Raw genomic sequence first — 23,959 nt, forward strand, 5'->3', positions numbered from 1 at the left:
TCGTTCGACGACACATGACGCAGCAGTCCGAAATTCAGCGCCCCTTGCCGGCGCTGACCGAGCTCAATCGGCCGTTCTGGACCGCGGGGGCCGACGGGGTGCTGCGCATGCAGCGCTGCGCCGCGTGCGGTCGGCTGGTTCACCCACCGGCATTGCGCTGCCCGTACGACCACGCCCTGCTCGAATACGTCGACCTCAGCGGCCGGGGGCGGGTCGAATCGTGGACCGTCAACCGGCATCCTTGGTTCCCCGGGTTTCCGCCGCCATATCTCGTCGCCTTCGTGAGCCCGGTCGAGGACACCCGGGTGCGGTTGCTGACCAACCTGGTGAACGTCGATCCCGACGAGGTCACCCCAAACATGCCGGTGCAAGTCGTCTTCGAGCGCCGCGAGGACGGTGACGACGTGGTGTACATCCCGTTGTTTGAGCCAGAGCGCCAATGAAGCGCCCGCTCGATCAGGTCGTCATCAGCGGCATCGGCCAATCGGAGATCGGCCGGCGGTTGGGACGTGACGGGTTGGAGCTCACCGTCGAGGCATGTTTGGCGGCGGTCGGTGACGCCGGTTTGACACTGGCTGACATCGACGGCCTAACAACCTATCCGGGAGCATCACAAGCGGGTCCAGGGTTTTCCGGAGCTTCACTGCGCGACATCCATGACGCGTTGGGAATCAAGCCGAACTGGGTCGCTGGGGGAGTCGAGTCGCCAGGGCAGCTCGGCGCGGTGGTCGATGCGATGCTGGCGGTCGCCGGCGGATTGGCCAACCATGTGCTGTGTTGGCGCAGCATCTGGGAGGGCACCGCGCAAGGGGCCGGACGCCGCAGGGGCTATGGGTCCAGCGGTGGACGTCCTAGCGGAATGATGGGCTGGCAGCTGCCATTTGGTGTCACGGCAGCCAATCTCGCGGCACTGCAGATTCGGGCACGGATGCTGCGTTATGGGTTGACCCGCGAGCAGCTTGCGTCGATCGCCATCACCGCGCGCGCACATGCCGCGCTGAACCCCGTGGCGATCTACACCGACCCGCTGGACCTCGATGCCTACCTCAACGGGCGAATGGTGTCCGACCCGTTGTGCATGTTCGACTGCGACATCGCCTGCGACGGCGCCACGGCATTCGTGATTTCGCGCGCCGAACACGCCGCGGGACTCGACCATCCCGCGGTGGCGGTAGAGGCCCTGGACTGTGCCCACCACGACCGCTTCACCTGGGAAGGTGGCGAAGACATCACCCGCATCAGTTCCCGGTGGTCGTCGAACCTGTGGCAGCGCACCGATTTCACCGTCTCGGACGTCGACGTGGCCTCGCTCTACGACGGATTCAGCGTTTTCGTGTTGTGCTGGCTGGAAGATTTAGGCTTCTGCCCGGTCGGGGAATCCGGTGCGTGGGTCGCTGACACGGCACGCATATCGCTGGGCGGTGAGTTGCCGATCAACACCGCCGGAGGACAGTTGTCGGGCGGACGGCTCCACGGCTTCGGGCATCTGCACGAGGCCTGCCTGCAGATCCGCGGGGAAGCGGGCGCTCGACAGGTGGACCACGCCAGTCTGGCGGCGGTCGGCGTCGGCGCCGCCAACAGTGGGACCACGGCCATGTTGCTGCGACGCGCCTGAGATGCCGATGAGAACGGCGGGCAACAGCAGTTTTCAGCCGTGGTGATTGATGTTGTCGATCACACCACGCAAGGCATCGGGGTTGCGCAGAAACGGCGTGATGATGTCGACGGGCAGCGGGAAAACCACTGTCGAGTTCTGATCCGCCCCCAGCTCCAAAAGCGTCTGCAGGTACCGCAATTGCAGTGACGCGGGGCTCTTCGATAGCGTCTCCGCCGCCTCTCGCAACTCCTCGGAGGCCTGCAGTTCGCCTCGGGCGTTGATGACTTTGGCGCGCCGTTCGCGTTCGGCTTCGGCTTCGCGGGCCATTGCGCGTTGCATCGATTCGGGAATCTCGACGTCTTTGATCTCCACCACGTGCACCTGCACACCCCACGGTTCGGTCATCTTCTCGATAATCGTGCGCAGGTCGCTGTTGAGGTCTTCGCGGTGTGCCAGCAAGGTGTCCAGGTCGGCGCGGCCGAGCAGCGATCGCAGCGTCGTCTGGGCGATCTGCGAGGTGGCGACCGCGTAGTTCTCCACCGCCAGAATCGCTTTCAGCGGATCCGTCACCGCGAACATGACCACCGCGTTCACCCGGGCCGGCACGTTGTCACGGGTGATCACCTCCTGCGGCGGGATGGTGAGCGTCACCAACCGCTGGTCGACCCGAACCATCTTGTCCACCAACGGAATCAAGCAACGCAAACCGGGCTGGTACAGCGGGCGCACGTGTCCCATCCGGAACACCACGCCGCGTTCGTACTCGCGTAACACGGCCAACGAGAAAAACGCCAGCACCGTGATAAGCGCGACTCCCACAGCTCCCAGACCAACAACCAATTCGGTCATGGTGTCCGGTCCTCCTTGCCTTCCCAGCCGCCCCAGCGGGTGGAATAGCGATCGATCGCGGCGGCCACCTGGTCTTCCATCGCGGTGCGATGCGGCAGGTAGTCCGGCGCGTTGGACGGGGTGTTCCACAGGTGACGTGCCAGTGGGGATCCGAGTAACGCCACCACCGCGATGGTGCCCGTCAAGACCAGCGCATCAGCCACCGAGTGGTTGGTGATCAACGTCGCTAACGGCAACACGATCCCGAAAGCGGCTACACAGCAGGCGATTCCGCGATGAAAGCGCCCGGCCTCCGAATGCGGCCAGGGATCGACTTCACGGCTCACCTCACGACCATGATCCGATGACGTGCAATTCGACTTGACCGGACAACTGTTGCAGACGACCGGCAAGGCTCGGTACCTCATGACGCGGTGTTTGGGATCGAAGGAACTCGGCCACAGCCAATGGTCCTGCGGACAGATCCAGGCGTCGTGGTCGGGACGGTAGGTGAATTGGCCGGTGCGCCATTGCGCCGCGCGAGCCGAGGCCCGACGCGCCATCCCGTCGAAACTCCATCCGATGGCCAGCAATACCAACGAATACCCGGCAATCAGCCACACCGTCGCAGCCGGTGGTGCCATAGGCTAATCCTCCGATGCCGGCGCGCGCGATGCCGGCGCCCCAGATGCCGGCCCAGCGGATGCCGGCGGGGCGGACGCCGGCTCGGGAACGGCGGATACCTCCGTGTACAGCGGGTGTTCGGGCAACTCGTCGACCGTCGTGCCGGATCGGAAGTGGCGCAACGCCAGCAATGCGATCCAGACGAACGGCAACACGCCGCCGACGATGAGGATGAGGTCACCGGGCAGCCGCAACCACTCCAGCACCGCGTTACCGGGCCTGGTGATGTAGCCCAGCGACCGCGCCTCGAAGTAGCCCTCGTTGACCGAGCTATAGAGCTGCATCACACCCAACGGCAGCAAGGTGACGAAGACCATCCAGGCCAGACCAATGTTCATGCACCAGAAGGAAAGCCGGGCCAACTTCTCCGGCCACTTATCGGCCGGAATCATGTAGCGGAACGCGAACATTGCCAGGCCGACGGCGAGCATGCCGTAGACACCCATCATCGCCGCGTGCCCGTGATTGGCCGTCAGCGCGGTGCCGATCTGGTAGTAGGACACCACCGGCAGGTTGATCAGGAACCCAAAGATGCCCGCGCCCAAGAAGTTCCAGAACCCGACCGCGACGAGGAACATCACGGCCCAGCGGTGCGGGAACGGGTTGCCGTCACCGGACTGTTGACGGGCACCCAGCTGAAGGAACGCCCACGCCTCGACCGTGAGGAAGGTCAACGGGATGACCTCTGCCGCCGAGAAGAACGCGCCCAGCGCCATGTGCTCCACCGGCGTGCCGGAGAAGTACAGGTGGTGCATGGTGCCGATCACGCCACCAGCGGAATACAGGATCACGTCGAGGAAGATCACACCCAGGGCAATGCGCTCGCGCACCACTCCCAGCAGCACGAACAGGTAGGCCACCATCACGGTGGTGAACAGTTCGAGGAAGTCCTCGACCCACAGGTGCACCACCCAGAACCGCCAGAAGTCGGCGACCGTGTAGTGGGTGTCGCTGGTGGCGAGCAGCCCGACAGCGTAGAAGGCAGGAATCGCCAGCCCGGAGAAGAAGAACAACCACGGCATGTTCATCTTCGACTCGCCTTTGAGGCGCGCGCGGATGCCGCGCCAGACGATCGCGATCCACACGAACAGGCCGATGACGAGCAGGATCTGCCACAGCCGCGGCAGGTCCAGGTATTCCCACTGCTGGGAGAACAGGCCGCCTTCGGGGATGACGCCGTAGATGGACAGCGCTTCGCTGATCAGCGAACCGAACACCACCAGCGCGACCGCGCCCAGCAGCACATAGGCCAGCGTCGCCTGTCGTTTGGGTTCTCGGCGGGCGATAAACGGCACCAGGAAGATGCCACCGGCCAGGAATGCGGCCGCCGTCCAGAACAGCGCCAACTGCAGATGCCAGGTGCGGGCCAGGTTGTAGGGCAGGATTCGGGCCAGGTCCAGCCCGAAGAACGTCGACAGATCAGCGCGGTAGTGCTCGGCGGCCGCACCCAGCAACGTCTGCGCCAGGAACAGCACCGACACCACCGCGAAGAACCAGACGGTGGCGCGCTGCGCGGGCGTCAGGCTCACCTCGCCGGGTTGGCGGAAGGACAGGTTCGTTGCCTCGGCGCTGTGCCAGCCGACCTGCTGGCTCCACCGGCCGTAGACCCCGAACAGGATTCCGATGCCGCCGAGCAGCGCCACCAGCGACAGCGCAGACCACACGATCACCGCCGCGGTGGGACCGTTGTCGACGCGTTGCTCGGCCGGCCAGTTGTTGGTGTAGGAGTACTTGTGGCCGGGTCGTTCGGCGGCCGCGGCCCAGGCGGTCCAGGCGAAAAATGCCGTGAGTTGGCGGATCTGCGTCTTGTCGGTGATCAGCTCCGGCCGCAATCCGTACTTGGTGGAGTTTTCGCCGAAAAACGCCGCATAGTGATTTTGGATGCGTTCAAAAGCGGCGGTCTGGTGATTAGTGAACACCAGCGTCTTGTTTTCCGGGTTGTAGCGGTTGGTGCGGAATTCACTCACCACCCGGTCACGGGGTTCGGCGACGCCCTCGGCCCGGAATTGGTTGGCCACCTCGTCGGTTGCCATCCGCAGGTATTCGGCGGTGTAGTCCGGCCCCAGGTAGGCGCCGTGGCCCAGCACCGACCCGTACTGCATCAATCCCCGGGCCTGGAACAGCTCCTGGCCCTTGATGATGTCGTCGCTGGTGAATAACACCTGGCCCGACTCGCTGACCACCTTGTCCGGCATCGGCATCGCCGCTGTGTAAGTCCGGTAGGCCAGGATGCCCATGACCAGGAAACCGAAGATCATCACGAGGGCGACGCCCTGAACCCATCCTTTGCCGATGAGGGGTCGCGGGCTGGGTTCGGAGGGAGTGGGTAACGACGATATCTCTTGAGTGGCCACTGGGAGACTCCCCTCTGGGCAATTGGTTGTATCGCCAGGTCCCTGATATGCAGAGACCTCACAAACATCAAATTCGTATATCGCCGGAATGGCAAGACCGAATTTTTGGCCGGTGCGCGGTAGGGACTAAAGACCCTAATCCGGTGACTAATGCCTCTGTAGCTACCAGTTTTTCGCGCATAACTTCTGAGTTAAACGGGATGAAGAGGCACACGAGAGGTTCGCGAGAGGCAAGGGAAATCGTCATGGAGGACATCTATTCCCGACCATCCGTGGTTGTCGGCATCGACGGGTCAAAAGCGGCCATCCAAGCGGCGCTGTGGGCCGTGGATGAGGCCGTGAGCCGAGACATTCCGCTGCGCTTGGTGTACGTCATCGACGCGATCGAGGTATCCGGGGAACCCGGCAGCTACGACGGCCGGATGGCCGCCGCCCGCGTGGCGCTGCACGACGCTTCTCTGGCCGTCGAAGAGACCGGAAAGCCGGTCAAGATCGAAACCGACATCCTCCGCGGAAAACCGCTGAACAAGCTGATGCACGAGTCCAGGAACGCCACGATGATCTGCGTTGGTTCGATGGGCCTCAACCACGCTCGCCGCGGGCAAGGGTCGGTGGCTGCGACGCTTGCCGGTGCCGCCCTGTGCCCGGTTGCGGTAATCAATCGGGATCCCAAGGACGGGGCAACCCCCGAGGTCAGCGCGGTCGTGGCGGAAGTGGACAATGGTGCGGTGTTGCGACACGCCTTCGAGGAGGCCCGGCTACGCGGAGTGCCGCTACGAGCCATCTCGGTGCATCCGGCCGAAGCGCCGGACGACGTCGGTGCGCACAGGTCGGTAGAGCATCCGCATCTGAGCCGCCGGCTGGCCAGGTGGACACGGTTGTACCCGGACGTGCAGGTCGAATCTGAGGCTGTGCACGGCCACGCCTGCCGATACATGGCCCATCATGCGAAGCCGGGGGAGCTGCTGGTCACCGACGCGCACGCCGCGCAACTTTGCAGCGTGTACAACGCCGGGTGTTCCGTGTTGACCGTGCGGTGCGGCAACCTATAGCCAAGCGGAACACGGGAGGTGCCTTGGTAACAGTCTTCTTGGTCGACGATCACGAGGTGGTGCGGCGCGGCCTGATCGACTTGCTGGGCGCCGATCCCGACCTCGAAGTGGTCGGTGAAGCGGGTTCGGTCGCCGAGGCGGTAGCCAGGATTCCGGCGGCCAACCCCGATGTGGCGGTACTGGACGTCCGGTTGCCCGACGGCAACGGTATCGAGTTGTGCCGAGACCTGTTGTCCCGCATGCCTGATCTGCGATGCCTGATTTTGACGTCGTTCACCTCGGATGAGGCGATGCTGGACGCCATTCTGGCCGGCGCCAGCGGATATGTGGTCAAAGACATCAAAGGCATGGAATTGGCCCGTGCCGTCAAGGAAGTGGGCGCGGGACGGTCCCTGCTGGACAATCGAGCCGCGGCGGCGCTGATGGCGAAATTACGGGGAGCGGCCGAGAAACCGGACCCATTGTCGGGTCTCACCGACCAAGAGCGCACGCTGCTGGGACTGCTCAGTGAGGGCCTGACCAACAAGCAGATCGCCGACCGGATGTTCCTGGCCGAAAAGACGGTGAAGAACTACGTTTCCAGGCTCCTGGCCAAACTTGGCATGGAGCGCCGCACGCAAGCTGCGGTGTTCGCAGCGGAATTGAAGCGCTCGCGGTCGACACGCGATGGATAGCAGCGCCGACGACGCGGACATGCGTCCGTTCCGCGAGACACTTTCCCAGCTGCGCCTGCGCGAGCTGCTGGTCGAGGTGCAAGACCGTGTCGAGCAGATCGTCGAGGGCCGCGACCGCCTGGACGGGCTGTTGGAAGCCATGCTCGTGGTCACCTCGGGGCTGGATTTGGACGCCACCCTGCGCACGATCGTGCATTCGGCGACAAACCTCGTCGACGCTCGCTATGGCGCGTTGGAGGTGCACGACCGGGAGAACCGCTTGCAGCGCTTCGTCCATGAGGGCATCGATGAGAAGACCGTACGCCGCATCGGTCATCTTCCCGAAGGACGGGGTCTCATTCGTCTGCTCATCGAGGACCCCAAACCGCTTCGCTTGGACGATCTTTCGCAGCACCCTGCCTCTGTCGGCTTTCCCGCGCACCACCCTCCGATGCGGACCTTTCTCGGCGTACCGGTTCGGGTGCGCAACGAATCCTTCGGAACCCTGTACCTGACAGACAAGATCAGTGGGCAACCGTTCAGCGACGACGACGAGGTGTTGGTCCAGGCGCTGGCCGCTGCGGCGGGTATCGCGATCGCGAATGCCCGGCTCTACCAAGCGGCAAAGGCGCGTCAGTCGTGGATCGAGGCCACCCGGGACATCGCCACCGAATTGCTGTCCGGCGCCGAACCCGCGGCGGTCTTCCGGTTGATAGCACAGGAAGCGCTCAAGTTGACGTCGGCCGACGCGGCGTTGGTGGCCGTGCCGCTCGACGAGAACCTGCCGGTCGCCGAGGTCACCGAGTTGTTGGTGATCGAAACAGTAGGCGGCGCTGTCGATTCCATCAACGGCCAGACCATACCGGTGGCGGGCACCTCCTTGGGGGAGGCGTTCAGCAGCGGTACCCCGCAACAGGTCGATTCGCTGACTTTGGACGAGTTGGACCGCGCGGGCCCGGCGCTGCTACTGCCGCTGCGTGCCACCGACACCGTGGCCGGCGTCGTTGTGGTGCTGCGACACGATCGATGGGGCTCATTCAGCGATGACCAGCTCGCGATGATGGCCGCGTTCGCCGACCAGGCCGCGCTGGCGTTGCAACTCGCCACATCTCAGCGTCGGATGCGCGAACTCGATGTGCTCACCGACCGCGACCGCATTGCCCGTGATCTGCACGATCACGTGATACAACGCTTGTTCGCCGTAGGGCTGTCGCTGCAAGGCACCGCGCCGCGAACACGTGAACCCGAAGTGCAGAAACGGCTTTCGGAGGCCGTCGATGATCTGCAGGGTGTCATCCAGGAGATCCGGACCACCATCTTTGACCTGCACGGAGCATCACAGGGCATCACTCGGCTACGGCAGCGAATCGACACGGCCGTCGGCCAATTCGCTGGGGCGGGGTTGCGCACCAACGTTCAATACATCGGGCCGCTGTCGGTGGTGGACAGCACGCTGGCCGATCACGCCGAGGCGGTGGTCCGGGAAGCCGTCAGCAACGCGGCACGCCATGCCCATGCGACGACGTTGACCGTTCGGGTCACGGTCGACGACGATTTGCGCATCGAAGTCAGTGACAACGGTTGCGGCATGCCTGATAACTTCACCGCAAGCGGTTTGACGAACCTGCGACGACGCGCCGAGGAAGCCGGCGGAGAATTCAGCGTCGAAACTCAATCCCCAGATGGCGGAACACTATTGCGCTGGTCAGCGCCGCTCATCCAATAGGGCGTCTTCCCCGGCCGGCCAATCGACGACCTGCGCGAGGGTGCGCCGCGGCGTCGACGGCAGTGGGTCGGCATTGACCGGGGCCCAGCCCACGCGCAGCAGCATCTGCGGGTAACCGCTGGTGCCGAAGACGTCGGCGCGGACTGCTTCGCGAGTCTCGGGAATCTCCAATGGCTCCGTGATCGGGCAGCACGCCAATCCCTTCGCGGTCGCGGTGAGCAGGACGACGCTGGTCGCCTCGCCGGCGCGCAATCGGGCCAACCGGTCGTCCTGGTCGGTACCTAGTGCGAGAAGTGCGGCATTGTCCTCGGTGGGCAGCACGCCGGACGGCTGAGCCAGTCCGGGTGCAGCAAAAAGGCGACCGGGAATCGGCGCTTTGGGTTGCGATGCCGGTGCGTTTCGGGCCGGTACGCCCGCCATGGACCCATAACGGCCGCTCCACGCCGTCAGTTCGCGCATGTAGTCGTTGTTGGCGGTGTGGTCCCGGACGGCTTGCGCCACAATGGCTCTCATTTTGTCCAAGGCATCCACCTGGCGGAGCATGACACCGCAGCGGGCTGCCCGTGCGGCCAGTTGTGCGAGGTCGCCGCCGGAAACCGGCCAGGAACTGTAGGCACGGCGGTCTGTCCGGCGCCGCGGTATGGCGGCCGCCAACGCGATGTCGGCCTGGTCTGGAACCTGCCGCTTGACCTCGATGGTCGCTAAGTGACGCGGGTCGTCAGGACTGGGTAGACGACTCACCTTGGGTTGCCAGCCTAGGGACGCCAAGGCTACGACGCAGTGGTGTAACGCGACCCCGCAGCTGATGATGAGGTCGCGCCCGTCCGGATCGGTGCTCTGCAGTTGCAGCTCGGGTTCGGAGAAAAGATCCAGGCTCGTGGCGTTCACTCGCCAACGCCACGGCTGCGTGTTGTGGATGGATGGTGCGCGGGCAGCCAGGGTCAGGACCGTCCGGAGGGTGGCGACATCCGGAAATTCGGCGGTCATGGGTGCCTTTCCGACCTGACGAGACTTCCTGTCATCGACTGTGGTCATTCACCCAAGTTTCGTCTGGGGATACGTCCCCCGGCAGGGGATGAAGCCACCCTAAGGAGGGACTTTTGGCCCTGCCGTGACGGGCCTACCCGCGAGATAGTGGTACTGCGAGTTGCAGATAAATGCAATTCACAGGCTCGGAAGGTCGTGATATGGACCACCTGACAACCCTCGACGCCGGATTTCTCAAGGCCGAAGACGCCGATTCCCGGGTCAGCCTGGCCATCGGAGGCCTCGCGGTCGTTGAGGGGCCCGCGCCACGGCAGGACGCGTTGGTGTCGGTCTTCGCCGAGCGAATTCGCGCCTGTCCGCGCTTCGGCCAGCGATTGAAATTGCATCCCCTCGACCTCGGTGCTCCCGAATGGGTGGACGATCCCGACTTCGACATCGAGCGGCATGTGCGGCGCGTTGCGCTACCGCAGCCGGGTGACGACCACGAGCTTGGCCGGGTGATCGCGGACGTGATGGCGCGGCGGCTGGACCGGGATCGGCCGCTGTGGGAGGTCTGGGTCATCGAGGGCCTTGCCGATGACCGCTGGGCGACACTGACCAAGATTCACCACTGCATGGCCGACGGCATTGCGGCCACCCACGTGCTGGCCGGGTTGTGTGATGACGGCATGAGCGGCATGAGTGGCATGAGCCGGGACAGTTATGTGCACCAGATCCGCGCCGCGCAGGAATCCCCGCAACCCGATTCCGGTTCCCTGAGCCTTATGACCGCGCTGTGGAACCTGCCGGCCTCGATCGCCTCGGGTGTGCTCCGCACGGCCCAGGGCGCCGGCCAGATCGCCGCCGGCTTGCTCAGCCCGGTCGGGTCGCCGTTGACGGGACGCCTCAGCGACCTGCGCCGGTACAGCGGTGCGCGGGTCCCGCTGGCGGACATCGAGCGGATCTGCCAGACGTTCGATGTCACGCTCAACGATGTTGCGCTGACAGCAATTACCGAGAGCTACCGCAACGTCCTGCTCGCACGCGGCCAGCGGCCGTACCGCGATTCGTTGCGCACGTTGATTCCAGTGTCGGTGCGTTCACCCGACGCGTTCGGCCAGACCGACAACCGGGTCTCGATGATGCTGCCGAATCTGCCGGTCGACGAAGAGAATCCGGTGCAACGGCTGCAGAAGGTGCATGCTCGGCTGGGCCGCGCCAAGGCTAGCGGACAGCGGCAGGCGGGGAATGTGCTTGTTTCCCTTGCAAACCGCATCCCATTTGCGTTGAGTGCCTGGGCGGTCGGCTTGTTGACGCGATTGCCCCAGCGTGGTGTCGTGACCGTGGCGACGAATGTTCCCGGGCCACGGCGTCCGCTGCGACTCCTTGGTCGACGCGTGCTCAGCGTGTATCCGATTCCGCCGTTGGCGATGCACCTGCGGACCGGCGTCGCGATGCTCAGCTACGCCGATGACCTTTATTTCGGGATACTTGCCGACTACGACGCCGCCGATGTCGATCAGCTGGCGCGGGGCATCGAAGCCGCAGTGGCGCGACTGGTGGCTATCAGCAAGCGCCGCAAGGCTCCTCGTCGGCGCGGACCCCTGTCCCTGGTTGTCTGACGGATGGCTCAATCGGATTTGGCCGACCGCGCCGATGTCGAGGCGCTGTTGCACCGCTTCTACGGACGGGCGTTGATCGACGAGGTCTTGGCGGAGCCGTTCGCCGAGTTGCGGGCCACCGGACTGGACGCGCACATTCCGACGATGTGCGATTTCTGGGAAACCGTGCTGTTTCGCGCCGGCCGCTACAAAGGCAGTGCCCTGGCGCCACACTTGAAAGTGCACCAGCGGACCCCACTGACCGACCGGCACTTCCTACGGTGGTTGCAGATCTGGCACGACACCGTCGACGAGATGTACCACGGGCCCGCGGCGGAGCGCGCGAAAGTTCAGGCCGGTCGAATCGCGTGGGCGATGCTCCGCCGACTTACCGGTGACGATGCGCCCGAGCTACTGGTTCGGGCTACTGGCTAAGCAACAGTTTCGTGGCAATCCGGTTCCGGGCCGAAATTGAAGTGGCGGCCGGAGATTTCGGTCGGGGTCACCCGGACGAAGTGCGGCTTGCGCGTCGCGAGCCAGGGCAGTAGGTGCGCGCGTTCGGCTTCCTGAATGTCCGCGTCCGTTTTCAGGAGCCGGGCACGACCCCGAAGAATCACACTCCATCCCTCGGTCTCGCTGTGGTCATCGGCCTCGAAGACCACCGTGTGGCTGGCAATCGCCGAAAACAGTTTGGTGCCTTCCGCGGTGCGGAACAGGACGGTCCGACCCTGCACGACGTAGTTCACCGGGAAGATTTCCGGCTCGCCGGCGAAGGTAGTGACCAGTCGTCCCAACGCAACGGACCCCAGCCGGTCCCAACTTTCGTCTTCGGACAGAACGACGATGGGCTCACTATTCATGGGACCAATCCTTTTTCGAGTTGTAGGACTTCGGACAGCGCTCGGCGCGGTGTCGGCGGGGACGGATTGTCGAATGGCGGGGCGACGCCCACGCGGACCAAGACTTGCGGTTCGCCGCGGTGGTCAATCAACTCACGCACGATGTCGCGGCTTTCGTTCGCTTCGACGAGATGGGTCAACGTACAGGTTGCCATGCCGGCCAGGGTGCACTCCAGCAGCACGCTCGACAGCATCTCGCCGCACCGCAATGCGTCAAGTGGGGTGTCCGCAGGGGTAGACAGGACAAGGATTTTGGCCCAGTCGGCACTCACTTGAGGTCGGTGGTCCCGGTAGTTCCGACTCGGGAAGTCCCGGGCCAGGTCGACCCGTAGGCGGTCGGAAGGCGATGCGAGGGCACTCGGCGGGATGCCGTCTGACAGCGTGAAAGGCGAAGTCCACCAGGCGAGTTCGTCATGATACGTCCAGTCGTCGCGGCGGAGTTCTTCGCTCAGTTCGGACGCCTCGACCAGACGCGGACGATGGTCGTCGTCCAGCACATCCAGCATGGCGATGCCCTCGTCGACGGTGCCGCGCAGGGCCGATTCGAACGCTTCCCAGTAGGTGGGGCAGTCGAACGCAAGACGATCCGTTCGTCGCTGCAGTATCGCCTCCGCCCGATTCTGCTCCGCCACCGTGACCCGTCGGAACGGTCTGAAATCGATTGCGGCCAAATGGTCGGGGTTTTTGGGGTAGGGGAAGCGGACGATATTGGCTTGCCACCCTGAGGCTGCCATCGCGACCCGAAAATGGTCCAGCACGGCGCCGCAGCTGATGATGGCTTGGCGCCCCGAAGGGTCGGTGGCCGGCACGACACGATGGCGGTCGAGGTACAGGTGGATTACATCGTCCTCAACCAGCCATCGCCAGGGTTGGGTGTTGTGTACCGACGGAGCTCGGCAGGCCAGCCGTACCGCTTGTTTGACAACCTCTAACTCCACGGAACTGACGCTACGACCATCGGTGAGGGCCTGATAGGGACCTTGGTCCCGAGGGGTAATACCTTGTGTCACCGCAATTTCAGCGATCGCTGACTGACGAAACATGCGGCGGCCTTTCGGCCGCTCGACGGCCGCGTTCGCGGTGCTGAAAATGCTGAGTCTTTGTTGATGTGACGAGGACGAATGTCTGGCATCCTGAACGCATGGCCAAGGAAATCGATCGGGTCCGGACGACGAGTGCGCTCGAGGTGGTTAGGCAGCACCCGCTCTTGGTGCTCTTCGCGTTGTCGCCGGCGTTCGCCGGACTAGCTCTCATCTGGTGGCTCGCGGGCACGGGATGGGCCATCGTCACCCTGTTGGTCTTGCTGGTCGCCGGCGGGGCGTTCGTCGTCCTCAAGCGCTGACGGCAGTGCGCTCCTGGTGGGGTTGGGGCACAGTCGAGGACGCGCTCTCCCCGCGAGAGACACGCGACCTCGAGGCGCGGGTCTCCTCGATGTTGCCCGGGCACGATCTGACCGATCATCGCCCGCCTGACCCGAACGAGCTCGGGCTGCCGCCGCCGCGCGTCACCGCGCCGCGATCTCTCGGTGCGATCTGCTCGGATCACCCCGTTGACCGGGCCGGCCACGCCCGCGGCAAGGCATTCCGTGACGTCGCGCGCAACCTGCAGGGCCGTCTCGACCATGTTCCCGATCTGATTCTGCGTCCGCGCCGTGAGCAGGACGTGGTCGACGTGCTCGATTGGTGTACGCGCGAAGGCATCGCAGTGATCCCCTATGGCGGTGGTAGCTCGGTGGTCGGGGGAGTGGAGCCAAGGTTCGACCATCCGGCCGTCACGGTGGACGTCTCCGTCATGAGCTCGGTCATGGAGGTCGACCGGATCAGCCGCGCCGCACGCATCCAGGCCGGGGCGCTGGGGCCGTGGATCGAGCAACAGCTGCGCAAACACGATCTGACGTTGCGCCACTTTCCGCAGTCCTTCGGTTTCTCCAGCCTCGGTGGGTGGCTGGCCACCCGCGCCGGCGGTCATTTCGCCACCCTGTATACGCACATCGACGACCTGACCGAATCAATGCGGGTTGTCACTCCCGCCGGTATCAGCGAGTCGCGGCGGCTGCCGGGTTCCGGGGCGGGGCCGTCCTCCGACCGGTTGTTCCTCGGTTCGGAGGGCGCGCTGGGCATCATCACCGAGGCGTGGATGCGGTTGCAGGAACGGCCGCGGTGGCAGGTCACGGCCTCGGTTGCCTTCGACGACTGGGCCGCCGCCGTTGCGGCCACCCGCACCATCGCCCAAGCCGGGCTGTTTCCGGCGAACTGCCGACTGCTGGACCCCGCAGAGGCGTTCCTCAACGCCGGAACCCCTGTCGCGGGCGGTTTGTTGGTCCTCGCGTTCGAGTCGGCCGACCACCCGATCGACCCCTGGCTGGACCGGGCCGTGCAGATCGCCGTCGATCACCGCGGCACGGTCGTCTCCCGACGCAGCCGTGAGGCCGAAAAGGGAAGTGAGTCAACAGAGGACGCTTCAGCCACCTGGCGTGCGGCCTTCTTGCGGATGCCGTATCAACGAGATGCCTTGGCCCGCCGGGGCGTTATCGCCGAGACCTTCGAAACCGCTTGCACCTGGACCGGATTCGACGCACTGCATGCCGCCGTGACCGACGCCGCCCGCACGGCGATAAAGAGTGTCTGCGGCACCGGGGTGGTGACCTGCCGGTTCACCCATGTCTATCCCGACGGGCCGGCCCCGTACTACGGCATCTATGCGGGCGGACGGTGGGGCTCCCTCGACGCGCAGTGGGACGAGATCAAGGCCGCCGTGTCCGAGGCGATCAGCGCGACCGGCGGCACCATCACCCACCATCACGCGGTCGGCCGCGACCACCGCCCGTGGTACGACCGGCAGCGCCCCGATCCGTTCGCCGCGGCGCTGCGCGCGACGAAGGCAGCGCTGGATCCGGCGGGGATCCTCAATCCAGGGGTGCTGCTCGATCCGTGATCAGCCGTGCCCGATGCGCAGCAGTTCCGCGATGTTCGGCAGCTTGATGCGAGGCCGCCCGTGCGGCTCACCGGCGGACCGTTCGTACTCGTCGATGGCCTGCCAGTGCGCGTTGGTGACCAGCTTCGGCTGACGGGACGCCAGCCACTCGGCCAACCGGTCGCGGTGGTCGTCGGGGAAATCCGCGCGATCACCCGATCCGGCCAGATCGCGAAGCAAGGTGTCGACGGTGTCCTGGGAGTCCTTTTTGTTGGTGCCGATGACGCCCGTCGGGCCCCGTTTGATCCAGCCGACCACGTACTCGTTGCGGCTGCCGTCCACTCGGCCGTCGGTGTTGGGAATGATCCCGCGCTTTTCGTCGAACGGCAGGCCGGGAGTTGGGACACCGCGGTAGCCCACTGAGCGCACCACCAGTTGAGCGGGCAATTCCTCGCGCTCGCCGGTGTCCTTGGCCGACACCCAACCATCGGCGTTGGTGACCAGCTCGTTGCGGCCCAGCACGATCGACTCGACCTTGCCGTCGCCCTTGATCTCGATAGGGGAGGTCAGGAAGCGGAACACGATGCGGCGGTGGCCCGGCCGGGGAGCCTTTTCGGCGTAGCCGCGCAGCACCTTGATATTCAGGTTGGTGACTTTGCCCGCCGCCTCTGCCTCTTCGTCCGTGATGCCGGCCAGCTGGGCCGGATCGACGATCACGTCGACGTTTTCCAGCTCGCCCAGCTCGCGCAACTCGAGCGTGGTGAACGCGGTCTGCAGCGGGCCGCGCCGGCCGATGATCACCACCTCTTCCACGCCGCAGGGCCGCAACGACTCCAGGGCGTGATCGGCGATGTCGGTCTGAGCCAGCACATCGGGGTCGGTGACCAGAATCCGCGCCACGTCGATGGCCACGTTGCCATTGCCGACGACCACAGCTCGGGCGCCCGAAAGATTCGGTGTCTTGTCCTCGAAGTGGGGGTGTGCGTTGTACCAGCCCACGAAGTCGACCGCCGAGATACTGCCGGGCAGGTCCTCGCCCGGAATGTTGAGCGCCTTGTCGGACTGGGCACCCACCGCGTAGACAACAGCGTCGTAGCGTTCGGCGAGTTCTCTGGCCCCGACGTGCTCGCCCACCAGCACGTTGCCGAAGAACCGGAACCGCGGGTCCGCACCGGTTTTCTCGAACGTCTTGCTGATCGACTTGATCTTGGGGTGATCGGGCGCGACGCCGGAGCGCACCAGTCCCCAGGGCGTGGGCAGCATCTCCAACATGTCGACGGCGACATCGATCTCTTCGGAGGCGTCGGCTGCCTTCAACAAAGACGCCGCGGCGAAGAAGCCGGACGGGCCGGAGCCGACGATCGCAACATGATATGGGCGCATGGTCGAGCCTTCTGTTGTTTCCGGCTGTGACGCATGAGGGCTGGCATGCGGGCTGGGCGTCACAGGCACGCGGTGCACTGGGTCATCTGATGCTAGTCGGTGCTGCCGGTAACGTTGTTCGCTGTGGAACCTGACCGGCAAGCCGACATCGCAGCACTTGACTCCACCCTTACCACGGTGGAGCGGGTGCTTGACGTGGACGGTCTGAAGAGCCGGATCGAGAAGCTCGAGCACGAGGCATCCGACCCCCACCTGTGGGACGACCAGTCCCGCGCGCAGAAGGTGACCAGCGAGCTGTCGCACGCTCAGGGCGAGTTGCGTCGCGTTGAGGAGTTGCGGCGCCGCCTGGACGATCTGCCCGTCCTGTACGAGCTCGCCTCGGAAGAAGAGGGCGCTGCGGCCGCCGAGGCCCTGGCGGAGGCCGACGCCGAGCTCAAGGCGCTGCGGGCCGATATTGAGGCCGCCGAAGTTCGGACCCTGTTGTCGGGCGAGTACGACGAACGTGAGGCGTTGGTCACCATCCGCTCCGGTGCCGGCGGGGTGGATGCGGCCGACTGGGCCGAGATGTTGATGCGGATGTACATCCGGTGGGCCGAGCAACACAAGTACCCCGTCGAGGTGTTCGACACGTCCTACGCCGAGGAAGCCGGCATCAAGAGCACCACTTTCGCCGTGCACGCCCCCTTCGCCTACGGCACCTTGTCGGTCGAGCAGGGCACTCACCGCCTGGTGCGGATCAGCCCGTTCGACAACCAGAGCCGGCGCCAGACCTCCTTCGCCGAAGTCGAGGTTCTGCCTGTGGTGGAAACCACAGACCACATCGACATCCCAGAGGGCGATATACGCGTTGACGTGTACCGATCCAGCGGCCCAGGCGGCCAGTCGGTGAACACCACCGACTCCGCGGTTCGTTTAACACACATCCCAACGGGTATTGTCGTCACTTGTCAGAACGAAAAGTCGCAGTTACAGAACAAAGTGGCGGCGATGCGGGTTCTGCAGGCAAAGTTGTTGGAGCGCAAGCGTTTAGAAGAACGTGCCGAGCTGGACGCCCTGAAGGGCGAAGGCGGCAGTTCTTGGGGCAATCAGATGCGCTCATACGTGCTGCACCCCTATCAGATGGTCAAAGATCTGCGCACCGAGTACGAGGTGGGCAATCCGGCCGCCGTCCTGGACGGAGACATCGACGGGTTCCTGGAAGCGGGAATTCGATGGCGCAATCGAAAAGATGACGACGACTAACACGACAATCCTCGCCGCGTCCATGAAACAGCGTTGGCACGATTTCTGGGGCGGCGAAATCGGTGAGTGGATCATCACCAGGGGTCTGCGGATCGTCATGCTGTTGATCGCGGCGGTCCTGGCGGCCCGTTTCGTCAACTATGTGGCGCACCGAGTGACGAGCAAGCTCGACGTCGGCTTCGCCGAAAGTGATGCACTGGTGCGCTCGGAGGCCACCAAACACCGCCAGGCGGTGGCCTCGGTGATCTCCTGGGTATCGATCGCGATCATTTGCGTGGTCGTCGCGGTCCAGATCACCGAAGTCATGAACTTCTCGGTGGGCTCGCTGGTCGCACCGGCGGCCGTACTGGGTGCCGCGTTGGGCTTCGGTGCTCAGCGGGTGGTCCAGGACCTGCTGGGCGGCTTCTTCATCATCGTCGAGAAGCAGTACGGGTTCGGCGACCTGGTGGCGCTGACGGTCTCGGGTGTTTCCACCGAAGCGCGCGGCACGGTCGAGGACGTCACGCTGCGCGTGACCAAGCTGCGGTCCAGCGACGGGGAAGTGTTCACCATTCCCAACGGTTCGATCGTGAAATCGGTCAATCTCTCCAAGGACTGGGCGCGCGCGGTGGTCGATATTCCGGTCTCCACGCATGTCGATTTGAACCGGGTCAACGAGGTTCTGCATCAGGAGTGCGAACAGGCAATTGACGATCCGGTGCTGGGCGACCTGCTGCTGGACTCGCCCACCGTGATGGGGGTGGAGAGCATCCAGATCGACACCGTCACCCTGCGGTTGGTGGCCCGCACCCTGCCCGGCAAGCAGTTCGAGGCCGGCCGAAAGCTTCGTGTGCTCGTCATCCGGGCGCTCGCCCGAGCCGGCATCATGACCGCCGCCGATGCGACCATCGGCGTTGTCGATGCCGGCGGTGTCAAGGATCCGCAGGCCACCCAGACCGAGACAACGGGTTCGGTGCAACAGCGATGAAGTTTCGGATGTGGCCGAAACATTTGTTCGGCCAATTTCGCACGTCGACGCTGGTTCTGATCGTGGTGTTCCTGCTGACTTGGTGGACCTACGAAACCTACAAGCCGCAACCGGAAGCGAAGCCCTCCACGCCGCCCGCGCAGGTGGTTCCGCCGGGTTACGTGCCCGATCCGGACTACACATGGGTGCCGCGCACCCGGGTGGATCAGGCTCCGCCGAGCACGCCGCCGCCCACGACCACCACCACAACCGAGGAGCCGACGCCGAGCGAAGTGCCGACGACCACCACCACGACGACCCCGCCGCCGTTCGCTCCGCCCACGCTGCCCTGTTTGGTGCCGGCGCTGTGTCCGCCATCGAGTTCGGTCCCGCCGCCGGGCCCGGGTCCGGCACCCCTGCCGGCCGTGCCGGGCCGTTGATTTCGTCCGCCGGGGAAACCCCCGGCTACACTGGCGTGCCGTGATGATCACCCTGGAAAATGTCACCAAGCAGTACAAATCGTCGGCGCGTCCGGCGCTCGACGACATCAACGTCGAAATCGACAAGGGTGAGTTCGTCTTCCTGATCGGCCCGTCGGGTTCCGGCAAGTCGACGTTCATGCGGCTGCTGCTGGCCGCGGAGACGCCGACCAGCGGTGACGTCCGGGTTTCAAAGTTCCACGTCAACAAGCTGCGCGGGCGGAACGTCCCCAAACTGCGCCAGGTGATCGGCTGCGTTTTCCAGGACTTCCGGCTGCTGCAGCAAAAGACCGTCTACGAGAACGTCGCCTTCGCGTTGGAGGTCATCGGCAAGCGCGCCGAAGCGATCAACAAGGTGGTGCCCGAGGTGCTGGAAACGGTCGGCCTGTCCGGCAAGACCAACCGCCTTCCCCACGAGTTGTCGGGCGGTGAGCAGCAGCGGGTGGCGATCGCCCGCGCGTACGTCAACAGGCCTCTGGTCCTGTTGGCCGACGAGCCCACCGGCAACCTCGACCCAGATACCAGTAAGGACATCATGGATTTGTTGGAGCGGATCAACCGGATCAGCGGGACCACGGTCCTGATGGCGACGCACGACCATCACATCGTGGACTCCATGCGCCAACGTGTGGTCGAGTTATCCCTTGGCAGGCTGGTTCGCGACGAGCAGCGTGGCGTCTACGGAATGGATCGTTGAGTGCGCTTCGGATTCCTGCTCAACGAGGTCCTTACTGGCTTTCGTCGCAACGTCACCATGACCATTGCGATGATCTTGACGACCGCCATCTCCATCGGCCTGTTTGGTGGTGGCCTGTTGGTGGTCCGATTGGCCGACAACTCGAGGGCCATTTACCTCGACCGTGTCGAGACCCAGGTCTTTCTCACCGAGGACATCTCCGCCAACGACCCCAACTGTTCGGGGGAGTTGTGCAAGGCGCTGCGCAACAAGATTGAAGCGCGCAGCGAAGTCAAGTCGGTGCGGTTCGTCAACCAGGAAACCGCGTACACGGATGCGATGAAGAAGTTCCCGGAGTACCGGGAGCTCGCCGTCAAGGACTCCTTCCCGGCGTCGTTCATCGTCAAGCTGAACAACCCCGACCAGCACCCGGAATTCGCCGCGGCGATGGAAGGGCAGCCCGGGGTGCGCAGCACCTTCAACCAGAAGCAAGCGATCGACCGGCTGTTTTCCATCCTGGACGGGTTGCGCAACGCGGCGTTCGCCGTGGCGCTGGTCCAGGCCATCGGCACGATCCTGTTGATCGTCAACATGGTCCAGGTCGCGGCCTACACGAGGCGCACCGAAATCGGCATCATGCGACTCGTCGGCGCCAGCCGTTGGTACACGCAGCTGCCCTTCCTGGTTGAGGCGATCGTCGCCGCGCTGATCGGCGTAGTCCTCGCCATCGTCGGTCTGATCGCCGTGCGGGCGTGGTTTTTGGAGGGTGCGCTGGACCGGTTCTACCGCGCCCACTTGATCGCCAAGGTCGATAACGCCGACATCTTGTACTACATCTCGCCCATTTTGCTGCTACTGGGCTTATCGATGGCGGGGCTGACGGCGTATGTGACGTTGCGCCTCTACGTACGGCGGTAGCAATGGCGAAAAAGCCGCGCGCGGACGGCAAACAAATCATCGCGAGCAATCGCAAGGCCCGGCACAACTACTCGATCATCCAGGTGTTCGAAGCGGGTGTGGCCCTGCAAGGCACCGAGGTGAAGAGCCTGCGCGCCGGCCAAGCGTCGCTAGTTGACGCATTCGCCACCGTCGACGACGGCGAGGTCTGGCTCCGAAACCTCCACATTCCGGAGTACCGGCACGGTAGCTGGACCAACCATGATCCGCGCCGCACCCGCAAGCTGCTGTTGCACCGCCGTGAGATCGACGGCCTGATCGGCAAGCTGCGCGAAGGCAACTACGCGTTGGTGCCGCTGTCGCTGTACTTCACCGAAGGCAAGGTCAAAGTCGAGCTCGCCCTGGCGCGCGGTAAGCAGGCCCATGACAAGCGTCAGGACCTCGCCAAACGCGACGCCCAACGCGAAGTGATGCGTGAGCTGGGACGTCGCCAAAAAGGTATGTGAGGGGCCCGCTGGCGCTCTTGCGATCGCCACTACTATTCCGACCATGCCAGCCCCCATCACCCAACTCGACAAGTCCGCCGTTCTCGATGGCCTGTTCTCCGTGTGGGACGACATCGACGCGCTGGTGGACGGCTTGCCGGAGAGCAGTTGGCAGGCGCCGTCACCATTGCCCGGTTGGGACGTCAAGGCCCTGGTTTCGCACATCATCGGGACAGAGTCGTTTCTGGCCGGCATTGCACCACCCCAGCCGGACATCGACGTCAAGGAACTGCCCCATGTGCGCAACGACATCGGCGCCCTGAACGAGTGCTGGGTGCGCGCGCTGGCCGCCGAACCGGGCGCTGCGGTGTTGGAGAAGTTCCGCGAGCTGACAAAGTCGCGCCGGCAGGTCTTGACGGACATGTCCGACGAGGACTGGAACGCCACGACCCCGACGCCGGCCGGTATGGACGCCTACGGGCGGTTCATGCGGATTCGGGCCTTCGACTGCTGGATGCACGAGCAGGACATTCGCCTCGGGCTGCAGCGGCCCTCGTCCGACGACGACCTGAAGGGGCCGGCATTGCCGCTGGTTCTTGACGAGATTTCATCCTCGCTGGGCTTCGTCGTCGGAAAGCTGGCGAAAGCTCCTGACGGGTCCCGTGTCCTGTTCGAGCTGACCGGTCCGCTGAGCGGCAGCATCCGTGTCGCCGTCGACGGCCGGGCCAAGGTGGTCGACGATTTCGGTGGCGCAGAGCCGACAGCGACGATCCGGCTGGATGGCTTGCAGTTCACCAGGCTCGTCGGTGGCCGGCCGCTGTGCCCCAAACGCGCTCAGGACGTCGAGTTGGCCGGCGACCAAGAGCTGGCTCAACGCATCGTGGACCGGCTGAATTTCGTCATCTGAGGGGGCGCGGCGGCGGCGCTGGCGCTGTGGGGCACCACACCCGCGCCGAGTGTGAGCCCCTCGTCCCGCCGCGTGCGAGTGGAGGGCCACAGGCCCCACGCTCGACGCCGCGCACGCCGACGCTCGGCGCCGCCGACCCGCGCCGAATGTGGGCCGTATCGCCCTCCACCTGCGCATTTAGGGCAGCAGGCCACACGTTCGGCGACCGCAAACTGATCCACCCACGCGGGAACATAAACGGTTTGCCGCTAGTTAGTAGAGGCGTACCATTGATGGTCCTGCCGAAAGTCGGCAGGGATGCGAGGGGCTGAAAGGTTTCGACTTCGCGCATCGAATCAAGGGAAGCGTGCCGGTGCAGGCAAGAGACCACCGTAAGCGTCGTTGCAACCAATTAAGCGCCGAGTCACATCAGCGCGACTACGCTCTCGCTGCCTAAGCGACAGCTAGTCTGTCGGACCGGGAACGCCCTCGACCCGGACCCCGGCATCAGCTAGAGGGATCCACCGATGAGTTCGGTCGCGGGACTCATCGGGACACCAACAGCGACTGGGATCGTCATCCTGGCTAGTTCGCGTGACTAGGAGATCCGAGTAGAGGCACAGCGAACTGCGCACGGAGAAGCCTTGAGGGAATGCCGTAGGACCCGGGTTCGATTCCCGGCAGCTCCACCAGAAGGATGGCTGTAAACGCCAGAAATGCTGTATTTGACCTGTCGTCACGAAACTCCATTCGCTCGACGCTCGCCGGAACCGTCGCGATGTCTTGAGATCCTCCCGTCAGGACCTACACAGTCGATCTGACGCCCCCACTTAGAAAGACGCCCATGCGCTCGGGGTTGGGGATCGACTGCCCGGCCGTTCACAAATCCCCGCTCCGGGGATACAGACAGGCTCCAGAACCGCTAGCAGATGCGCCATCACCAGCGGCTCACATGGGCGGTGATAGCGCATGCGCAATCAAAAACGAAACCAACACATATCCCCCGACTGGACATCACCGCACCCCGCTCCAGGGATACAGACAGACTCCAAAATTGCTAGCAGATGCGCCATCACCAGCGGCTCACACGGGCGGTGACAGCGCATGCGCCATCAAAGGCAAAACCACAGGTGGGGGCAACCTGTCCTCGTCGACCCTGTTCAGCCCGAACCACCATCGGGCGCCGGAGTTCGGTGGTCGCCTGATGGGGCTCTACGCGTTGCTTGAAACCCACCCGTCGGCAAGACCCCGGAGACCATCTGCCAGTGTCATGAGATGACTGCAAAGAAGCCCAAGATCGATTTCCCCGGCGGGGAGCCGCCCACCGACCTGGTCATCACCGACGTCGTCGAGGGCCACGGCGCGAAGGCCACCTCCGGTAGCACGGTCGTCGTCCACTACGTCGGAGTGGCCCACTCCACCGGCGAGGAGTTCGACGCTTCCTACAACCGCGGCGAACCGTTGACGTTCCGACTCGGCGTCGGGCAGGTCATCCAGGGCTGGGACCGGGGCGTGCAGGGCATGAAGGTCGGCGGTCGCCGACAGCTGCTCATACCCGCCCACCTCGCCTACGGTGACCGTGGCGCCGGTGGCGTCATCAGGCCCGGCGAGGCGCTGATCTTCGTGGTGGACCTGCTCCAAGTCAGGTAGCCAGCAACACGCTGATGACTCCGTCGCAGTAGACGCGTAGAG

General features: G+C 64.6%; 24 protein-coding genes and 1 other RNA gene. 18 read left to right on the forward strand and 7 right to left on the reverse strand.

The window, feature by feature from the left end; genetic code table 11:
- Positions 1 to 14 precede the first annotated feature (14 nt).
- Complete coding sequence (locus tag G6N68_RS05905; protein WP_163709077.1) at positions 15 to 443, forward strand: Zn-ribbon domain-containing OB-fold protein; 429 nt, start codon at positions 15 to 17, stop codon at positions 441 to 443.
- Positions 440 to 1,615 carry a thiolase family protein gene (locus G6N68_RS05910; protein ID WP_163709080.1) on the forward strand — a complete coding sequence of 392 codons (1,176 nt, stop codon included), beginning with the start codon at positions 440 to 442 and terminating at the stop codon, positions 1,613 to 1,615. Before G6N68_RS05905 ends, G6N68_RS05910 begins: the two co-directional genes overlap by 4 nt.
- A 33-nt stretch (positions 1,616 to 1,648) precedes the next feature.
- On the opposite strand, the gene G6N68_RS05915 is transcribed toward G6N68_RS05910, so the two are convergent.
- From G6N68_RS05915 to G6N68_RS05925, 3 genes are read right to left on the reverse strand one after another with little or no spacing between them, the layout of a single operon-like run.
- A complete protein-coding gene (locus tag G6N68_RS05915; protein ID WP_163709082.1) occupies positions 1,649 to 2,446 on the reverse strand; it encodes a slipin family protein in 798 nt (265 codons plus the stop codon).
- Positions 2,443 to 3,069, reverse strand: a complete 627-nt coding sequence (locus G6N68_RS05920; protein ID WP_163709086.1) for a hypothetical protein — start codon at positions 3,067 to 3,069, stop codon at positions 2,443 to 2,445. The genes G6N68_RS05915 and G6N68_RS05920 overlap by 4 nt, the downstream gene beginning before the upstream one ends.
- 3 nt (positions 3,070 to 3,072) lie before the next feature.
- Complete coding sequence (locus G6N68_RS05925) at positions 3,073 to 5,463, reverse strand: nitric-oxide reductase large subunit (protein WP_371871539.1); 2,391 nt, start codon at positions 5,461 to 5,463, stop codon at positions 3,073 to 3,075.
- A 245-nt stretch (positions 5,464 to 5,708) separates the two neighbouring features.
- Here G6N68_RS05925 and G6N68_RS05930 point away from each other — a divergent pair, with 245 nt between their 5' ends.
- The 3 genes from G6N68_RS05930 to G6N68_RS05940 are packed head-to-tail and all read left to right on the forward strand — an operon-like array spanning position 5,709 to position 8,894.
- Positions 5,709 to 6,515 carry a universal stress protein gene (locus G6N68_RS05930; RefSeq protein WP_163709089.1) on the forward strand — a complete coding sequence of 269 codons (807 nt, stop codon included), beginning with the start codon at positions 5,709 to 5,711 and terminating at the stop codon, positions 6,513 to 6,515.
- Between the two features lie 23 nt (positions 6,516 to 6,538).
- Positions 6,539 to 7,189: a hypoxia response regulator transcription factor DosR/DevR gene (gene dosR / locus G6N68_RS05935; protein WP_069419103.1), complete on the forward strand. Its 651-nt coding sequence runs from the start codon at positions 6,539 to 6,541 to the stop codon at positions 7,187 to 7,189.
- Positions 7,182 to 8,894: a GAF domain-containing sensor histidine kinase gene (locus G6N68_RS05940; RefSeq protein ID WP_163709092.1), complete on the forward strand. Its 1,713-nt coding sequence runs from the start codon at positions 7,182 to 7,184 to the stop codon at positions 8,892 to 8,894. Before dosR ends, G6N68_RS05940 begins: the two co-directional genes overlap by 8 nt.
- Here the strand turns inward: G6N68_RS05940 and G6N68_RS05945 are convergent.
- Positions 8,874 to 9,881 carry an Acg family FMN-binding oxidoreductase gene (locus tag G6N68_RS05945; RefSeq protein ID WP_163718245.1) on the reverse strand — a complete coding sequence of 336 codons (1,008 nt, stop codon included), beginning with the start codon at positions 9,879 to 9,881 and terminating at the stop codon, positions 8,874 to 8,876. The two genes, G6N68_RS05940 and G6N68_RS05945, sit on opposite strands and share 21 nt — an antisense overlap.
- Before the next feature lie 200 nt (positions 9,882 to 10,081).
- Here G6N68_RS05945 and G6N68_RS05950 point away from each other — a divergent pair, with 200 nt between their 5' ends.
- Together G6N68_RS05950 and G6N68_RS05955 are read left to right on the forward strand one after the other, a co-directional pair.
- On the forward strand, positions 10,082 to 11,482 hold the full coding sequence (locus G6N68_RS05950; protein WP_163709095.1) for a WS/DGAT/MGAT family O-acyltransferase: 1,401 nt from the start codon (positions 10,082 to 10,084) through the stop codon (positions 11,480 to 11,482).
- Positions 11,483 to 11,485: 3 nt separating this feature from the next.
- The gene (locus G6N68_RS05955) at positions 11,486 to 11,896 is read left to right on the forward strand and encodes a group III truncated hemoglobin (protein WP_163709098.1); all 411 of its coding nucleotides are present in this window, start codon (positions 11,486 to 11,488) and stop codon (positions 11,894 to 11,896) included.
- Here G6N68_RS05955 and G6N68_RS05960 read toward each other — a convergent pair.
- Together G6N68_RS05960 and G6N68_RS05965 are read right to left on the reverse strand one after the other, a co-directional pair.
- Positions 11,893 to 12,321, reverse strand: coding sequence for a pyridoxamine 5'-phosphate oxidase family protein (locus G6N68_RS05960; protein ID WP_163709101.1), 429 nt, complete (start codon positions 12,319 to 12,321; stop codon positions 11,893 to 11,895). The genes G6N68_RS05955 and G6N68_RS05960 overlap by 4 nt on opposite strands.
- The gene (locus G6N68_RS05965; RefSeq protein WP_163709104.1) at positions 12,318 to 13,298 is read right to left on the reverse strand and encodes an Acg family FMN-binding oxidoreductase; all 981 of its coding nucleotides are present in this window, start codon (positions 13,296 to 13,298) and stop codon (positions 12,318 to 12,320) included. Before G6N68_RS05965 ends, G6N68_RS05960 begins: the two co-directional genes overlap by 4 nt.
- 203 nt (positions 13,299 to 13,501) lie before the next feature.
- Here G6N68_RS05965 and G6N68_RS05970 point away from each other — a divergent pair, with 203 nt between their 5' ends.
- Both G6N68_RS05970 and G6N68_RS05975 read left to right on the forward strand, forming a co-directional pair.
- Positions 13,502 to 13,702 carry a hypothetical protein gene (locus G6N68_RS05970; protein ID WP_163709108.1) on the forward strand — a complete coding sequence of 67 codons (201 nt, stop codon included), beginning with the start codon at positions 13,502 to 13,504 and terminating at the stop codon, positions 13,700 to 13,702.
- A gap of 5 nt (positions 13,703 to 13,707) precedes the next feature.
- Complete coding sequence (locus tag G6N68_RS05975; protein WP_163709112.1) at positions 13,708 to 15,294, forward strand: FAD-binding oxidoreductase; 1,587 nt, start codon at positions 13,708 to 13,710, stop codon at positions 15,292 to 15,294.
- Here G6N68_RS05975 and G6N68_RS05980 read toward each other — a convergent pair whose 3' ends face one another.
- Complete coding sequence (locus G6N68_RS05980; RefSeq protein WP_163709115.1) at positions 15,295 to 16,656, reverse strand: FAD-dependent oxidoreductase; 1,362 nt, start codon at positions 16,654 to 16,656, stop codon at positions 15,295 to 15,297.
- 123 nt (positions 16,657 to 16,779) lie between these two features.
- Here G6N68_RS05980 and prfB point away from each other — a divergent pair, with 123 nt between their 5' ends.
- The 9 genes from prfB to G6N68_RS06025 all read left to right on the forward strand — a co-directional run bounded on the left by prfB (position 16,780) and on the right by G6N68_RS06025 (position 23,917).
- On the forward strand, positions 16,780 to 17,898 hold the full coding sequence (gene prfB, locus G6N68_RS05985) for a peptide chain release factor 2 (protein ID WP_163709117.1): 1,119 nt from the start codon (positions 16,780 to 16,782) through the stop codon (positions 17,896 to 17,898).
- Complete coding sequence (locus tag G6N68_RS05990; protein ID WP_240355399.1) at positions 17,885 to 18,865, forward strand: mechanosensitive ion channel family protein; 981 nt, start codon at positions 17,885 to 17,887, stop codon at positions 18,863 to 18,865. The genes prfB and G6N68_RS05990 overlap by 14 nt, the downstream gene beginning before the upstream one ends.
- Before the next feature lie 8 nt (positions 18,866 to 18,873).
- Complete coding sequence (locus tag G6N68_RS05995; RefSeq protein ID WP_240355400.1) at positions 18,874 to 19,284, forward strand: Rv3103c family proline-rich protein; 411 nt, start codon at positions 18,874 to 18,876, stop codon at positions 19,282 to 19,284.
- A gap of 43 nt (positions 19,285 to 19,327) precedes the next feature.
- Entirely contained in the window at positions 19,328 to 20,020 is a 693-nt protein-coding gene (gene ftsE / locus G6N68_RS06000) for a cell division ATP-binding protein FtsE (RefSeq protein WP_163718248.1), read from the forward strand.
- A complete protein-coding gene (gene ftsX, locus G6N68_RS06005; RefSeq protein ID WP_163709123.1) occupies positions 20,021 to 20,917 on the forward strand; it encodes a permease-like cell division protein FtsX in 897 nt (298 codons plus the stop codon).
- 2 nt (positions 20,918 to 20,919) lie between these two features.
- Complete coding sequence (gene smpB / locus G6N68_RS06010) at positions 20,920 to 21,402, forward strand: SsrA-binding protein SmpB (RefSeq protein WP_163709127.1); 483 nt, start codon at positions 20,920 to 20,922, stop codon at positions 21,400 to 21,402.
- Between the two features lie 43 nt (positions 21,403 to 21,445).
- The gene (locus G6N68_RS06015; protein ID WP_163709130.1) at positions 21,446 to 22,288 is read left to right on the forward strand and encodes a maleylpyruvate isomerase family mycothiol-dependent enzyme; all 843 of its coding nucleotides are present in this window, start codon (positions 21,446 to 21,448) and stop codon (positions 22,286 to 22,288) included.
- Between the two features lie 303 nt (positions 22,289 to 22,591).
- Positions 22,592 to 22,959: a transfer-messenger RNA gene (gene ssrA, locus G6N68_RS06020) on the forward strand.
- 583 nt (positions 22,960 to 23,542) lie between these two features.
- Positions 23,543 to 23,917: an FKBP-type peptidyl-prolyl cis-trans isomerase gene (locus G6N68_RS06025; protein WP_163709133.1), complete on the forward strand. Its 375-nt coding sequence runs from the start codon at positions 23,543 to 23,545 to the stop codon at positions 23,915 to 23,917.
- Positions 23,918 to 23,959 lie beyond the last annotated feature (42 nt).

Origin of the sequence: Mycobacterium bourgelatii, from assembly GCF_010723575.1 — a bacterium.
GTDB classification, from domain to species: Bacteria; Actinomycetota; Actinomycetes; order Mycobacteriales; family Mycobacteriaceae; genus Mycobacterium; species Mycobacterium bourgelatii.